Genomic DNA, 13,013 nt, shown 5'->3' with positions numbered 1-13,013 from the left:
GCGGCGGAGCCGGAGCCTTCGATTGCATACTTCAAACCATAGGCCAGCCCTGCGAAGACCCATCCTATCGATAAGGCGATCATCCAAGACGTGTAGGCAAATGGCGGTGGGGGCCTGGGCCGCATCGACATGCTCCTGAATGCACGCGGATAGCTGAGTGTCAGTCAGAAGATTCGGCTGAGAATGAAACAACAAGTTCCGGGCGTGAAGACAGTTTCATCTTTCCATGAAGATGAACGCATTGGTGGCGTCAGTCACGCAGCAATGACAAGAGTGGTGTGAAGAGGTTTTCGCCAGCCATTACAGTGCACGAAAGGGCTGGCTACTGAGGGCGCTTCAAGGCGTCTGGTTTTTGTCCGGGGCAGTCAAACCGGCCTGGATGCGCTGGTAGATCTCCTCGCGATGCACGGCAACATCCTTGGGTGCGTTGATGCCGATTCTTACTTGCTGGCCGCTGACGCCCAGGATGGTGACCGTGATGTCATCACCGATGTTTATGCTTTCACCAACTTTGCGGGTGAGTATCAGCATGGACTTCTCCTTGATTACTTTTAAGGACACATGTTTCAGACAGGGCAGGTGTCGGATGTGTGTAGCTTACTGCTAAGCGCTTCCCTGTGACTGCCTCTTTTTAGGACGCATAGAGGCGACATTAATTCCCATGGCGGCATCATACAGGTCTGCGATACATGATTCGCATTGTTTAAGCCAATGTTTATGACGGCCAGAATAGACAGTGAATGATAAAGTCGCCTCTTTATCTTTAAAGGAGCAGGGCAGTGCGTAAAGTAGCGATGGCAATGGCGGTGTTGGCATTGGCCGGTTGCGGTGAGGACAAGCGCGTGGAGGCCCCCAGGAGCAAGCCTGTCGTGACCGAAAACCAGCCTCGAACCGGCGCGATTGCTGCCCAGGAATGGGACGTGTGGGTCGGGCCGCCGGACCACAAGCTACAGGCCATCACCGACCTTACGGCCTGGTTGCTGGAGCATGGTTTCAATTTTTACATCGTGAAGGTTGACGGCAAGGACGAAGTCCTGCTGGGGCCGTTCGCGACCAAGGCTGAAGCGCAGGCCAAGCAGGCACTGCTCAACGAGAAAATGGCGCGCGCCAAGAAAACCGATACCGAATCGCAGGTTATCGAGCACAAGGCGGCACAGTAACGCGCCGGGTGGGCGGGAGTTTCGCCCATTTTCAACTACAGGCTTTCAGATTCACCGGGCCGACAAACTCATTGCCGCGCCCCATCACACACGCCACTGTCTGGTTACGCTGGCGCTCCCATGCCTGCACCGGGTAGGTCTTGTTCCAGGCTTCGTACAACTGGCGATCCTGTTTCGACAGTCGCAAGCCGTACTGTTTGCTCATATAAAAATAGGTGCGGGCGATCATTCCCCGGATGGAAGGGCGCGGCATGACCTTCTTGGCCTTGAAATCCACTTGAGTCAGGCAAGACCCATACTGCCCGCTTTGTACCGGCAGCCAGCCAAAACTGAAGTTATTACGGTCACCGTTGACCTCACCGATGCTGGGTACCAGGTTGTGCAGGTCCGCTTCGGCACGCTTGAACACGTCATCATGGCGCGTGCAGTTCTTACGTCCACCGTCCTGCCAGCATTGGCGCTGATGCCCGATCTGCCAGGCGGGAACAATGTGCTCCCATTCGATGCGTGCGGCACGATTGGCGTTTTTGCGGGGGATGTAGCCACAGGCTTTCAAGTCCACGCGATTGCCCGTGTACTTGCAGCCGCAATAGAACTCGGTGGATTGTGGCGCGTAGAGCTTCCAGGCGATTTTCTTGGCTTCACTGAACGTGCGTGGCGCCTGGGCGTGGGCGGTGACAGCAAAAAACAGGCAGCAAACCGCGATAAAACGGACACTCATTGAATCAATCTTCCTTCGGTACAACCCAGAAAATCTGTACGCCACCGTCGTCACGATAGGCGAGGGTGACGTTGTCGTTCTCTGCTATTTCCTCCAGCAACCGCGCCCATTCATCCTCGGGCTCGTCCGGCAAACGGAAGATCAACGCCGCCTTGGCTTTCTGGGCGTTGGTTGAATTGATGATCTTTTGCACGCGAATAGCCAGGCGTTCGTAGGCATCAGGTGCGGTTGGCACTGCGGAAGAGGACTTTGCCACGGAGTATTCCTTAATAAGCTGTACGCACATACAGTATTTAACTGTAGGCGATTTCGCAACTACTTAAAATTCAAGAAGTTCGTCTTACAGCAATTCAGGCAATTGGGTGTAGGGCGGGGCGGGATGGTGCAGGAGCGAGCATGCTCGCTCCTGCAGGGGGACAGTCAGGAATCAATATTCCCAGAACATGCGCTGCAGCTCTTTGCTGTCTTGGGTCTTGGTCAAGGCGACCATGGCCAGGATGCGGGCTTTCTGCGGGTTCAGGTCGAGTGCAGCCACCCAGTCGTATTTGTCGTCAGGCTGTTCGGCGTTGCGCAGAACCATGCCACCGGCATTCACGTGGGAAGAGCGAATGATCTGTACACCCTGTTTGCGCAGTTCCACCAGGGCAGGTACGACTTTGGAGGACACGGAGCCGTTGCCAGTGCCGGCGTGGATGATGGCTTTGGCGCCTGCTTGAGCCAGGGCCTTGTAGGCAGTGTCGCTCACGTTGCCGTAGCCATAGGCGATCTCGACGTCCGGCAGGCTCTTGATGTTCTTGATATCGAATTCCGAATCCATTGTGTGACGCTTGGCCGGCAAGCGGAACCAGTAGGATTTGCCTTCAACCACCATGCCCATTGGGCCCCATGGGCTCTTGAACGCTTCGGTCTTGATATTGATCATCTTGCTGACGTCGCGACCCGACTGGATCTCGTCGTTCATGGTGACCAGCACGCCTTTGCCGCGTGCATCCTTGCTGCCGGCCACGGCCACAGCGTTGTACAGGTTGAGCATGCCGTCCGCCGACATGGCGGTGCCTGGTCGCATGGAGCCGACCACCACGATTGGCTTGTCGGTTTTCTCCACCAGGTTCAGGAAGTAGGCGGTTTCTTCCAGGGTGTCGGTACCGTGGGTGATCACGATGCCGTCCACATCCTTGCTGTCGGCCAGTTCGGCGACGCGGCGACCCAGTTGCAGCAGGTTGTCATTGTTGATGCTTTCGGACGCAATTTGCATCACTTGCTCGCCACGCACATTGGCGATCTGGCTAAGCTCAGGAACACCAGCGATCAATTGCTCGATACCGACTTTCGCTGCCTGGTAGGTGGCGCTGTTGGCTGCGCTGGCGCCGGCGCCGGCAATGGTACCGCCGGTGGCGAGGATCACCACGTTGGACAGTTTGGTCTTGGTTTCAACTTCCTTTGCCTGGGCGGCAACGGGGAACAACAGCAGGAGGGCTAACGCGCCCGGAACAAAAGTCTTCAGTGCAGATTTCATTATTTTTCTCTCTGGTTTTTGATGAGTGCTGTAGCAGGTTCACCTAGAACACCCGTGCGGTTCTGAATGCCACGAGGTGATGAGGTAGAGCAGGATCTGTACCAGGCTCAGCGTGAACGCTAAAACAATTTAAATTATTGATTTATAACAGTTAATATTGATTTTTCGGGCTTATTTATCATGTGGGTGTCCGGCTTTCCGAACATCGGACCGCATTGCGTTCGGTTGTCCGAAAAGTTGACCGCCAGGCTTTTGAGGATGCATGAATGATGCGTTCCAGCCTGTCGTTTCAGAGAACGATTGGAAGTGTGTGATGTTTAGCTGCATCTATGCCCAAGCGTGAGGGAGGGCCTGGATGAAAGGGTGTTTTCAACCGTTGACAAATCTCGACAAGGTTCTCATAGTTTGAACAACGCAAACGTTTGCGAGATGTTTCACGAAGCACTCATTGAGTATCGTGATAGCTCGTATCAGTCCCCCGGGTGGGAGGCTGCCGAAGGGGTCTTCGGTGCAAGCGTTGCTCACAATAATCATAAGATCGGAGTGAAACCATGAAGCTGCCATTCGCTGGACGTCTTCTTGCTGTCGCTGTGCTTGCCGCCGCATCCGCTGCCCTGCCTCTCTCCTCTGCATTTGCCGATGACGCCGCCAAACCCAAGGTCGGCCTGGTCATGAAATCCCTCGCCAATGAATTCTTCGTCACCATGCAGGACGGTGCCAAGACGTATCAGAAAGAGCACGCCGCCGATTTCGACATGATCACCAACGGGATCAAGAACGAAACCGACACCAGCGCGCAGATCGATATCGTCAACCAGATGATCCTCGCCAAGGTCAACGCCATCGTGATCGCGCCTGCTGATTCGAAGGCACTGGTCACCGTGCTGAAGAAGGCCTCCGATGCCGGTATCAAGGTCGTCAACATCGATAACCGCCTCGACCCGGATGTGCTTAAAAGCAAGAACCTCGATATCCCATTCGTAGGCCCGGACAACCGTAAAGGCTCGAAACTGGTGGGTGACTACCTGGCCAAGCAACTGGCCTCGGGTGACAAGGTCGGCATTATCGAAGGTGTGCCGACCACCACCAACGCCCAGCAACGTACCGCAGGCTACAAGGATGCGATGGACGCTGCCGGCATGAAGATTGTGTCCACTCAATCCGGCAACTGGGAAATCGACCAGGGCCAGAAAGTGGCGTCCGCCATGCTGAGCGAATACCCGGACCTCAAGGCCCTGCTGGCCGGTAACGACAACATGGCCCTGGGCGCGGTCTCCGCCGTGCGTGCGGCAGGCAAAGCCGGCAAGGTGCTGGTCGTAGGCTATGACAACATCGAAGCCATCAAGCCGATGCTGCAGGACGGTCGTGTGCTGGCGACCGCCGACCAGGCCGCTGCCAAGCAAGCCGTGTTCGGTATCCAGAATGCGCTCAAGCTGGTCAAGGGTGAGAAAGTCGATGCCAAGGACGGCGTGATCGAGACCCCGGTCGAACTCGTCCTCAAGAAGTAATTCCGGCAATACCCCAACAGCGCCCGCTCGTCCTGGGCGGGCGCCTGGAGATTTTCCTATGTCATCTTCCGCCCCGAACGCTGTCCTCTCGGTCAGCGGTATCGGCAAGACCTATGCCCAACCGGTTCTGTCCGACATCACCCTGACGCTCAATCGTGGGGAAGTGCTGGCGCTGACCGGTGAAAACGGCGCAGGCAAAAGTACCTTGTCGAAGATCATCGGCGGGCTGGTCACGCCGACCACCGGGCAGATGCAGTTCAACGGCCAGGATTATCGCCCTGGCAGCCGCACCCAGGCTGAAGAGCTGGGCGTGCGCATGGTCATGCAGGAACTCAACCTGCTGCCGACGCTGACCGTTGCCGAAAACCTGTTCCTGGATAACCTGCCCAGCCACTGCGGCTGGATCAGCCGCAAGCAACTGCGCAAGGCGGCGGTCGAGGCCATGGCCCAGGTCGGGCTGGACGCTATCGACCCTGACACTCTGGTTGGCAGCCTGGGCATTGGTCATCAGCAAATGGTCGAAATCGCACGCAACCTGATCGGCGATTGTCACGTACTGATCCTTGACGAACCCACGGCCATGCTCACGGCCCGTGAAGTCGAGATGCTGTTCGAACAGATCACCCGTCTGCAGGCCAGGGGCGTGGCGATCATCTATATTTCGCACCGGCTGGAAGAACTTGCCCGTGTTGCCCAGCGCATTGCGGTACTGCGCGACGGCAAGCTGGTCTGTGTCGAGCCGATGGCCAATTACAACAGCGAGCAACTGGTCACCTTGATGGTGGGGCGCGAGCTGGGCGAGCACATCGACCTGGGCCCGCGAACCATCGGGGGGCCGGCGCTGACCGTAAAAGGCCTGACCCGCTCGGACAAGGTCCGCGACGTGTCCTTTGAAGTGCGTGCGGGCGAGATCTATGGCATCTCCGGCCTGATCGGTGCCGGCCGTACTGAATTGTTGCGCCTGATCTTCGGCGCCGACCTGGCCGACAGCGGCACCGTGGCGCTCGGTTCGCCGGCCCAGGTGGTGAGCATCCGCTCGCCCGTGGACGCGGTAGGCCACGGCATTGCCCTGATCACCGAAGACCGCAAGGGTGAAGGGCTGCTGCTGACCCAGTCCATCAGCGCCAACATCGCCCTGGGCAATATGCCGGAAATCTCTGGCGGTGGGGTGGTCAACAGCCGCGACGAAACCGCCTTGGCCAAGCGTCAGATTGACGCCATGCGCATCCGCAGTTCCAGTCCGGCGCAGTTGGTCTCCGAACTGTCCGGCGGTAACCAGCAGAAGGTGGTGATTGGCCGCTGGCTGGAGCGCGACTGCTCGGTGATGCTGTTCGACGAGCCAACCCGCGGCATCGACGTGGGTGCCAAGTTCGATATTTATGCCTTGCTGGGCGAGTTGACCCGCCAGGGCAAAGCGCTGGTGGTGGTGTCCAGCGACCTGCGTGAGCTCATGCTGATCTGCGATCGCATCGGTGTATTGTCCGCCGGGCGCTTGATCGAGACGTTCGAGCGCGACAGCTGGACCCAGGATGAATTGCTCGCCGCCGCCTTCGCCGGCTATCAGAAACGTGATGCGCTGCTCAACGACGCAGTGCTTAGGGATACCCCATGAAAACCACAACCTCCCCTGGCAAGACCGGCGGCAACTTCTATGGCCTGGGTACCTACCTGGGTCTTGCGGGTGCCTTGCTGGCGATGATTGCGCTGTTCTCGGTGCTCAGCGATCACTTCCTGTCCTATGACACCTTCAGTACCCTGGCCAACCAGATTCCGGACCTCATGGTGCTGGCGGTGGGCATGACTTTCATCCTGATCATCGGCGGGATCGACCTGTCGGTGGGCTCGGTGCTGGCACTGGCTGCATCGGCCGTCAGCGTGGCGATCCTCGGCTGGGGCTGGAGCGTGTTGCCGGCTGCCGTACTGGGCATGGGCTGTGCGGCCTTGGCCGGCACCATCACCGGCTCGATCACCGTGGCCTGGCGCATTCCGTCGTTTATCGTCTCCCTCGGCGTGCTGGAAATGGCCCGGGGCGTCGCCTACCAGATGACCGGCTCGCGCACCGCCTACATCGGGGATTCATTTGCCTGGCTGTCCAACCCGATTGCCTTTGGTATCTCGCCGTCGTTCATCATCGCGTTGCTGGTGATCATCGTCGCGCAGCTGGTGTTGACCCGTACTGTGTTTGGTCGTTACCTGATCGGTATCGGCACCAACGAAGAGGCCGTGCGCCTGGCGGGGATCAATCCAAAGCCCTACAAGATCCTGGTGTTCAGCCTCATGGGCCTGCTGGCCGGCGTGGCGGCGCTGTTCCAGATTTCGCGCCTGGAAGCGGCGGACCCGAACGCCGGCTCCGGCCTGGAGCTGCAAGTGATTGCGGCTGTGGTGATCGGCGGCACCAGCCTGATGGGCGGGCGCGGCTCGGTAATCAGTACTTTCTTTGGTGTGTTGATTATTTCGGTACTGGCGGCTGGCCTGGCGCAGATCGGTGCCACGGAACCGACCAAGCGCATCATCACCGGTGCCGTGATCGTGATTGCCGTGGTACTCGATACCTACCGCAGCCGGCGCGCCAGTCGGCGGGGTTGAACCATGGCAACCATCAAGGATGTGGCAGCGCTTGCGGGTATTTCCTACACCACGGTGTCCCATGTGGTGAACAAGACCCGCCCGGTCAGTGAGCCGGTGCGTATCAAGGTTGAAGCGGCGATCAAGCAGCTCGACTACGTGCCCAGTGCCGTCGCGCGCTCACTCAAGGCCAAGACCACGGCCACCATCGGTTTGCTGGTGCCCAACAGCCTCAACCCGTATTTTGCAGAACTGGCTCGCGGCATCGAGGATTACTGCGAGCGTAACGGCTACTGCGTCATCCTGTGCAACTCCGACGACAACGCTGAAAAGCAGCGCAACTATTTGCGCGTGTTGCTGGAAAAGCGCATCGACGGCTTGATCGTCACATCGGTGGGCGGCGATGACAGTGGCCTCGCCGCCGGCTTGAGCGCAGTGCGCACGCCCATGGTGATCGTCGACCGGGCGCTGGATGGCATTGATGTGGACCTGGTGCGCATCGATCACGAGGAGGGCGCCTACCTGGCGACCCGGCACCTGCTCGAATTGGGCCATCGCGACATTGCTTGCATTGGCGGCCCTGCCCATACCCGTGTCGCGCAAATGCGTTTGGCGGGTTTTTACCGTGCGCTGCGCGAGGCCGGTGCCGAAGTGGCCGCCAACCGCACCCAGGAAAGCGATTTCACCAGCACGGGCGGTTATGCCGCCGCTGTGCAATTGCTGGCGCAAAACCCGCCCAGTGCGATTTTTGCCAGCAACGATATGATAGGTTTCGGCGTATTGCGTGCAGCGGCAGAGCGCAATATTCGCGTACCCGGCGAGCTGTCGGTGATCGGTTTCGATGACATTCAAATGAGCCGTTACGTCTACCCGGCGCTGACCACGGTCGGGCAGTCGATCGTGCAACTGGGCGAGACGGCCGCCGAGCTTTTACTGCGAAGAATTGCAACACCCCAAATGCCATTCGATCAACGCATCGTGACGCCGAGCATCGTGTTGCGTGAGTCGACGGCACCTGTCTCCGGTACGTTCGCCCAATACCGCTGAACCGAATTGATGAGTACTGATGTATGCCAGCAAAAGTAGTGGTAATAGGCAGCTTGAACATGGACCTGGTCACCCGTGCCAGCCGTTTGCCCCGTGCCGGTGAAACCTTGATCGGCCAGACATTCTCAACCGTACCTGGCGGCAAGGGTGCGAACCAGGCGGTAGCCTCCGCACGCTTGGGGGCCGATGTGTCGATGATCGGCTGTGTCGGCAGCGATGCCTATGGCATCCAGTTGCGCGATGCGTTGGTGGTGGAAGGCATCGATTGCCAGGCCGTCAGCACCGTGGACGGTTCCAGTGGCGTGGCCTTGATCGTGGTCGACGACAGCAGTCAGAACGCGATTGTGATCGTGGCGGGCAGTAACGGCGAACTGACGCCAGCCTCATTGCAGGCGTTTGATGCGGTGCTGCAGACGGCTGAGGTGATCGTCTGCCAGCTGGAAGTGCCGATGAATACGGTAGGCTATGCCCTCAAGCGCGGTCGTGAGCTGGGCAAGACGGTGATCCTCAACCCTGCACCGGCCAGCGCGCCGTTGCCGGCCGAGTGGTACGCCTCGATCGACTACCTGATCCCCAATGAAAGCGAAGCTGGCGCACTGAGTGGTGTGGCCGTCGACTCCATTGACAGTGCCAAGGCCGCGGCCACCCAACTGATCCTGGCGGGCGCCGGCAAAGTCATCGTCACCCTGGGCTCTCAGGGCGCACTGTTTACCGACGGCCAGAATTTCGAGCACCTGCATGCGCCCAAGGTCAAGGCGGTAGACACAACGGCAGCGGGTGATACGTTCGTCGGTGGCTTTGCTGCGGCGTTGGCCAACGGCAAGAGCGAGGCCGAGGCCATTCGTTTTGGCCAGGTCGCGGCGGCATTGTCGGTCACCCGCGCCGGTGCGCAGCCCTCTATTCCAACGCTGCACGACGTACAAGGTTTTGTGCCCTCATGAAAAAGACACCTCTGCTCAATATTGCCCTGTCGCGTGTGATCGCCTCCCTGGGGCACGGTGACATCCTCGTGATCGGTGACGCTGGCCTGCCGGTGCCGCCGGGTGTCGAGTTGATCGACCTGGCATTGACCCAGGGCATCCCGGATTTCATCAGCACCTTGCGTATCGTGCTCAGCGAGATGCAGGTTGAACGCCATGTGCTGGCGGAAGAAATCCTGCTCAAGCAACCACCGGCGCTGGTCGAGCTCAATGCGCTCACAGAGCAGGCGGCCCTCGGTGAGCGGCGCCTGGTCAGCCATGACGAATTCAAGCAGCTCAGCCACAAGGCGCGCGCGGTGGTGCGCACTGGTGAATGCCAGCCTTACTGCAATATCGCGCTGGTGTCCGGCGTAACGTTCTAGCGTTCTCAACGACAAGGAGTGTTTTATGCAATATGGTCTTCCCACCCTGAAAAACCTGTTCCGGAGTGTTCTGCTTTTGTCTGCACTCACTGCTGCAAGCGCCCAGGCGGCGGAAAAAATCGACCTGATCATCGACACCGACCCAGGCGCCGATGATGTGGTGGCATTATTGTTTGCCATGGCCTCCGAGGATGAGCTGAACATTCGCGCGCTCACCACCGTCGCCGGCAACGTGCGCCTGGACAAGACCTCCCGCAATGCACGCCTGGCCCGTGAATGGGCGGGGCGCGAGGATATCCCGGTGTACGCCGGTGCGCCCGCACCGCTGCTGCGCACGCCGATCTACGCCGAGAATATCCACGGTAAGGAAGGCATTTCCGGCGTCACCGTGCATGAGCCGAAAAAGGGCCTGGCGGACGGCAATGCCGTTGATTACTTGATCAATACCCTCAGCACTGCCAAGCCGCACAGCATCACCATCGCGATGCTCGGCCCGCAGACCAACCTGGCACTGGCGCTGACCCAGGCGCCGGAAATCACTCAGGGCATCAAGGAAGTCGTGGTAATGGGCGGCGCGCACTTCAACGGCGGCAATATCACGCCGGTGGCGGAGTTCAACCTGTTCGCCGACCCGGTCGCGGCTGAGATTGTGCTCAAGAGCGGCGTCAAGCTGACCTACCTGCCGCTGGACGTGACCCACAAGGTTCTGACCAGCGAAGCGCGCCTGAAAAAGATCGCCGACCTCAAGAACAACGCGAGCAAGGTGGTTGGCGATATTCTCAATGAATACGTCAAGGGCGACATGGAGCACTACGGTATTCCCGGCGGCCCGGTGCATGATGCAACCGTTATTGCCTACCTGCTCAAGCCTTCGCTGTTCAGCGGACGTGAGGTCAACGTGGTGGTGGACAGCCGTGAAGGCCCAACCTTCGGCCAGACCATTGTCGACTGGTACGACGGCCTGAAACAACCGAAGAACGCGTTCTGGGTGGAGAACGGTGATGCCCAGGGCTTCTTCGATCTGCTGACCGAGCGCCTGGCGCGTCTGAAGTGATGGGTTGACCGGTCCAGTCGGTTCTTATTCGCGCTCGGGGTCATGTGCCCCCATGTGATCGGCCGGGTATTTCTCGAATATCTGGCCGATGAACGCTTGGGCTGCCTGCGTACCCAGTTCCTTGACCAGCAGGTCGATGCCGATGATTGCCAATTCCTCTGGGCTGCCGGGGCTGTAGGAGCTTTGTCCTTGGGGCCACTTGGCTTTGATATCGGCTTGGAGCGTTACGGTGGTCATGTAGGTCTCACGGGGCTGAAAGTACTGGGCAATGCGCTGGAACGCGATTCTTACCGGGCCAGTTAACCATTTTGCATCGCGTTTGGCACTGATACTTAGGCATGAGTCGATTCGGCATGACGCTGCTGCTGTGCGACACTGTCCGCCTGTTTAATTGCCGGGGACACCACGTGCAGATCGATTTGAACAACCCCGAAAACCTGACGCTGGCGAATGTGCGCCAGCTCCTCGCCAGTGCCAGTGACGATGAACATGCCCAATTGCGGGTGACCAAGGCCGGAATTGCCTATATCTCTTCAGGGAGGGTTGTCGGTGGCGTGGATATCGATGGGCTGCTGTTCCGGCTGGAAACTTGGGCCAAGGGTTCCGGATACGTAGGGAATGTGGCCGCCAGTGATGAAGTCTGGGTGACACAGATCTTCAATGCACTGAAGGAAAACTGGCCGAAGCCTGCGTTCGACTACATCGACATCTATTGAGCACATTCATATCCGGTCACGATTGAGCGGGCGAATGCCTGTCCCGACTCAGGCAAACTTGCCCGGCGGCGGTTTACGTCTTGAAACCAATCCGCACAATCGCTGTCGCACGATCTCTGTCCATTTTTATCATAGGAGGCTTCATGCCTTGGAAGCTCGCATCATTCGGTACTTTGTTGGCGGCACTTGCGTTGGCGGGTTGCAGCACCCCGGGTGCCTCTGAGCCAGGCAAAGACGCCACCGTGACCGACGCCGGTCATAGCCGCTGTGAGTCGAAGGCCGCCGAATTCACGATCGGCCAGAAAGCCTCGCCCGAGTTGCTGGAGCAGGCGCGTACCCGTGCCGGTGCGCAGAACGCGCGGATCCTCAAGCCGAATGACATGATCACCCTGGAGTACCGCTCCGACCGCCTCAACCTGAACACCGATGACAACCTGGTGATCACGCGGGTCAATTGCGGCTAAGTCTCTCAAGGCTTTTGCAGTGCCCATAAAAAACCCCGTCACATGGACGGGGTTTTTTTAGCTCAGCGGAGAATTACTCGCCGCGAACCTGTGCAGCTTGCATACCCTTTTGGCCTTTCTCAGCCACGAAGGAAACGGTTTGGCCTTCTTTCAGGCTTTTGAAACCGTCGCTTTCGATAGCTTTGAAGTGTACGAACAGGTCGTCACCGCCACCTTGAGGAGTGATGAAGCCGAAGCCTTTTTCATCGTTGAACCATTTAACGGTGCCGGTTTGGCGATTAGACATGGTGTATCTCCAAGAAACATATATTTTCAGTAGTGCTGTGCTGCTCAGGCCAACTGGGCACACCGGGCTATCATAGTCGAAATGTTCGGCTTGGGAGCCCCCCCAAGGCATTGTTTGCTAATCAATAGCGTTGCGTTTAGTCCCTGTTCCGGCTGAAAGCCCCGATCCACGGGGCTTTCGCCCGAAATATCAACTGGTAAAAAAAGCCGTAGAAGCTGCGTAATTTGTGAGAAATGGCAGTTTTACAGCCGTTTTACCGGTAAAAAAATCGTCTGATCTGTGGCGGATCTTACTTTTTCTTCACGACTTTGCAGGACGAAATAGCCGCGACTGCTTTGTTTTTAAGCTCCGGGCTGGCGTTCTGGTTGGTCATGAGCTCTTTGATTTCCGCGGTGCTCAATTCGGCGTTGATCTTGTCGGCGCCACATTCGCAGTGGGCTTTGGCAGTTTTGACGTCTACGTTCTGGCTGGCGGCTGCGCTGCAATCGCTGACGAAGCTGTCACGGGCACCGGCTGGCCAGTTGGACGGAGCGGCCGCCTGTGCACCGAGGGAAAGAAGGGTCAGGGAAGCGGCGAGAGCGAGGGTAGAGGTAAAACGCATCATGAGGATGCTCCTTTGGGTCGAGGACGAACG

17 protein-coding genes are annotated in these 13,013 nt (G+C 58.4%); 10 read left to right on the top strand and 7 right to left on the bottom strand.

The window, feature by feature from the left end:
* Window positions 1-336: 336 nt before the first annotated feature.
* The gene (gene csrA, locus BM110_RS08080; protein WP_058426265.1) at window positions 337-531 is read right to left on the bottom strand and encodes a carbon storage regulator CsrA; all 195 of its coding nucleotides are present in this window, start codon (window positions 529-531) and stop codon (window positions 337-339) included.
* Window positions 532-794: 263 nt separating this feature from the next.
* Between csrA and BM110_RS08075 the strand changes: the two genes are divergently transcribed.
* Window positions 795-1,160, top strand: a complete 366-nt coding sequence (locus BM110_RS08075) for a penicillin-binding protein activator LpoB (protein ID WP_092250381.1) — start codon at window positions 795-797, stop codon at window positions 1,158-1,160.
* A gap of 31 nt (window positions 1,161-1,191) precedes the next feature.
* Here BM110_RS08075 and BM110_RS08070 read toward each other — a convergent pair whose 3' ends face one another.
* From BM110_RS08070 to BM110_RS08060, 3 genes are all read right to left on the bottom strand, one after another.
* Window positions 1,192-1,881, bottom strand: a complete 690-nt coding sequence (locus tag BM110_RS08070) for an endonuclease (protein WP_071492196.1) — start codon at window positions 1,879-1,881, stop codon at window positions 1,192-1,194.
* Between the two features lie 4 nt (window positions 1,882-1,885).
* Window positions 1,886-2,137 carry a DUF1654 domain-containing protein gene (locus tag BM110_RS08065; RefSeq protein WP_083351486.1) on the bottom strand — a complete coding sequence of 84 codons (252 nt, stop codon included), beginning with the start codon at window positions 2,135-2,137 and terminating at the stop codon, window positions 1,886-1,888.
* A gap of 171 nt (window positions 2,138-2,308) precedes the next feature.
* Window positions 2,309-3,397: an asparaginase gene (locus BM110_RS08060; protein ID WP_093513078.1), complete on the bottom strand. Its 1,089-nt coding sequence runs from the start codon at window positions 3,395-3,397 to the stop codon at window positions 2,309-2,311.
* Window positions 3,398-3,948: 551 nt separating this feature from the next.
* Here BM110_RS08060 and BM110_RS08055 point away from each other — a divergent pair.
* Genes BM110_RS08055 through BM110_RS08025 form a run of 7 tightly spaced genes read left to right on the top strand, consistent with a single transcriptional unit; the run spans window position 3,949 to window position 10,913 of the window.
* The gene (locus BM110_RS08055) at window positions 3,949-4,905 is read left to right on the top strand and encodes a sugar ABC transporter substrate-binding protein (protein WP_092250390.1); all 957 of its coding nucleotides are present in this window, start codon (window positions 3,949-3,951) and stop codon (window positions 4,903-4,905) included.
* A 58-nt stretch (window positions 4,906-4,963) separates the two neighbouring features.
* Window positions 4,964-6,517, top strand: a complete 1,554-nt coding sequence (locus tag BM110_RS08050) for a sugar ABC transporter ATP-binding protein (RefSeq protein WP_071492193.1) — start codon at window positions 4,964-4,966, stop codon at window positions 6,515-6,517.
* Entirely contained in the window at window positions 6,514-7,491 is a 978-nt protein-coding gene (locus tag BM110_RS08045) for an ABC transporter permease (protein WP_017528200.1), read from the top strand. Before BM110_RS08050 ends, BM110_RS08045 begins: the two co-directional genes overlap by 4 nt.
* 3 nt (window positions 7,492-7,494) lie before the next feature.
* The gene (locus BM110_RS08040) at window positions 7,495-8,517 is read left to right on the top strand and encodes a LacI family DNA-binding transcriptional regulator (protein WP_092250393.1); all 1,023 of its coding nucleotides are present in this window, start codon (window positions 7,495-7,497) and stop codon (window positions 8,515-8,517) included.
* Window positions 8,518-8,540: 23 nt separating this feature from the next.
* A complete protein-coding gene (rbsK, locus tag BM110_RS08035) occupies window positions 8,541-9,458 on the top strand; it encodes a ribokinase (RefSeq protein ID WP_093513076.1) in 918 nt (305 codons plus the stop codon).
* Window positions 9,455-9,859 (top strand): D-ribose pyranase, encoded by a 405-nt coding sequence (gene rbsD / locus BM110_RS08030; protein WP_071492190.1) that lies wholly within the window; start codon window positions 9,455-9,457, stop codon window positions 9,857-9,859. Before rbsK ends, rbsD begins: the two co-directional genes overlap by 4 nt.
* Before the next feature lie 25 nt (window positions 9,860-9,884).
* Window positions 9,885-10,913: a nucleoside hydrolase gene (locus tag BM110_RS08025; protein WP_093513074.1), complete on the top strand. Its 1,029-nt coding sequence runs from the start codon at window positions 9,885-9,887 to the stop codon at window positions 10,911-10,913.
* A gap of 24 nt (window positions 10,914-10,937) precedes the next feature.
* Here BM110_RS08025 and BM110_RS08020 read toward each other — a convergent pair whose 3' ends face one another.
* Window positions 10,938-11,150, bottom strand: coding sequence for a hypothetical protein (locus tag BM110_RS08020; protein WP_010209115.1), 213 nt, complete (start codon window positions 11,148-11,150; stop codon window positions 10,938-10,940).
* A gap of 170 nt (window positions 11,151-11,320) precedes the next feature.
* On the opposite strand from BM110_RS08020, the gene BM110_RS08015 reads away from it, so the two are divergent.
* Both BM110_RS08015 and BM110_RS08010 read left to right on the top strand, forming a co-directional pair.
* A complete protein-coding gene (locus tag BM110_RS08015) occupies window positions 11,321-11,629 on the top strand; it encodes a hypothetical protein (protein ID WP_071492213.1) in 309 nt (102 codons plus the stop codon).
* Window positions 11,630-11,772: 143 nt separating this feature from the next.
* The gene (locus tag BM110_RS08010) at window positions 11,773-12,093 is read left to right on the top strand and encodes an I78 family peptidase inhibitor (RefSeq protein WP_092250399.1); all 321 of its coding nucleotides are present in this window, start codon (window positions 11,773-11,775) and stop codon (window positions 12,091-12,093) included.
* 73 nt (window positions 12,094-12,166) lie between these two features.
* On the opposite strand, the gene BM110_RS08005 is transcribed toward BM110_RS08010, so the two are convergent.
* Both BM110_RS08005 and BM110_RS08000 read right to left on the bottom strand, forming a co-directional pair.
* The gene (locus BM110_RS08005; RefSeq protein WP_003234260.1) at window positions 12,167-12,379 is read right to left on the bottom strand and encodes a cold-shock protein; all 213 of its coding nucleotides are present in this window, start codon (window positions 12,377-12,379) and stop codon (window positions 12,167-12,169) included.
* 289 nt (window positions 12,380-12,668) lie between these two features.
* On the bottom strand, window positions 12,669-12,983 hold the full coding sequence (locus BM110_RS08000) for a hypothetical protein (protein ID WP_016978147.1): 315 nt from the start codon (window positions 12,981-12,983) through the stop codon (window positions 12,669-12,671).
* Window positions 12,984-13,013: the final 30 nt, after the last annotated feature.

The sequence above is a fragment of the Pseudomonas sp. NFPP28 genome, from assembly GCF_900115535.1.
GTDB classification, from domain to species: Bacteria; Pseudomonadota; Gammaproteobacteria; order Pseudomonadales; family Pseudomonadaceae; genus Aquipseudomonas; species Aquipseudomonas extremorientalis.
The sequence above is the reverse complement of the archived record's forward strand: the minus strand, read 5'-3'. Positions and strand labels throughout refer to the sequence as shown.

What these genes read in the sequence shown, in the direction of transcription:
- BM110_RS08000 (WP_016978147.1), bottom strand. Translation starts at nt 12,983, where the DNA reads ATGATGCGTTTTACCTCTACCCTCGCTCTCGCCGCTTCCCTGACCCTT.
- BM110_RS08005 (WP_003234260.1), bottom strand. Translation starts at nt 12,379, where the DNA reads ATGTCTAATCGCCAAACCGGCACCGTTAAATGGTTCAACGATGAAAAA.
- BM110_RS08045 (WP_017528200.1), top strand. Translation starts at nt 6,514, where the DNA reads ATGAAAACCACAACCTCCCCTGGCAAGACCGGCGGCAACTTCTATGGC.
- rbsK (WP_093513076.1), top strand. Translation starts at nt 8,541, where the DNA reads ATGCCAGCAAAAGTAGTGGTAATAGGCAGCTTGAACATGGACCTGGTC.
- BM110_RS08060 (WP_093513078.1), bottom strand. Translation starts at nt 3,397, where the DNA reads ATGAAATCTGCACTGAAGACTTTTGTTCCGGGCGCGTTAGCCCTCCTG.
- BM110_RS08020 (WP_010209115.1), bottom strand. Translation starts at nt 11,150, where the DNA reads ATGACCACCGTAACGCTCCAAGCCGATATCAAAGCCAAGTGGCCCCAA.
- csrA (WP_058426265.1), bottom strand. Translation starts at nt 531, where the DNA reads ATGCTGATACTCACCCGCAAAGTTGGTGAAAGCATAAACATCGGTGAT.
- BM110_RS08075 (WP_092250381.1), top strand. Translation starts at nt 795, where the DNA reads ATGGCAATGGCGGTGTTGGCATTGGCCGGTTGCGGTGAGGACAAGCGC.
- BM110_RS08055 (WP_092250390.1), top strand. Translation starts at nt 3,949, where the DNA reads ATGAAGCTGCCATTCGCTGGACGTCTTCTTGCTGTCGCTGTGCTTGCC.
- BM110_RS08025 (WP_093513074.1), top strand. Translation starts at nt 9,885, where the DNA reads ATGCAATATGGTCTTCCCACCCTGAAAAACCTGTTCCGGAGTGTTCTG.
- BM110_RS08050 (WP_071492193.1), top strand. Translation starts at nt 4,964, where the DNA reads ATGTCATCTTCCGCCCCGAACGCTGTCCTCTCGGTCAGCGGTATCGGC.
- BM110_RS08070 (WP_071492196.1), bottom strand. Translation starts at nt 1,881, where the DNA reads ATGAGTGTCCGTTTTATCGCGGTTTGCTGCCTGTTTTTTGCTGTCACC.
- BM110_RS08040 (WP_092250393.1), top strand. Translation starts at nt 7,495, where the DNA reads ATGGCAACCATCAAGGATGTGGCAGCGCTTGCGGGTATTTCCTACACC.
- rbsD (WP_071492190.1), top strand. Translation starts at nt 9,455, where the DNA reads ATGAAAAAGACACCTCTGCTCAATATTGCCCTGTCGCGTGTGATCGCC.
- BM110_RS08010 (WP_092250399.1), top strand. Translation starts at nt 11,773, where the DNA reads ATGCCTTGGAAGCTCGCATCATTCGGTACTTTGTTGGCGGCACTTGCG.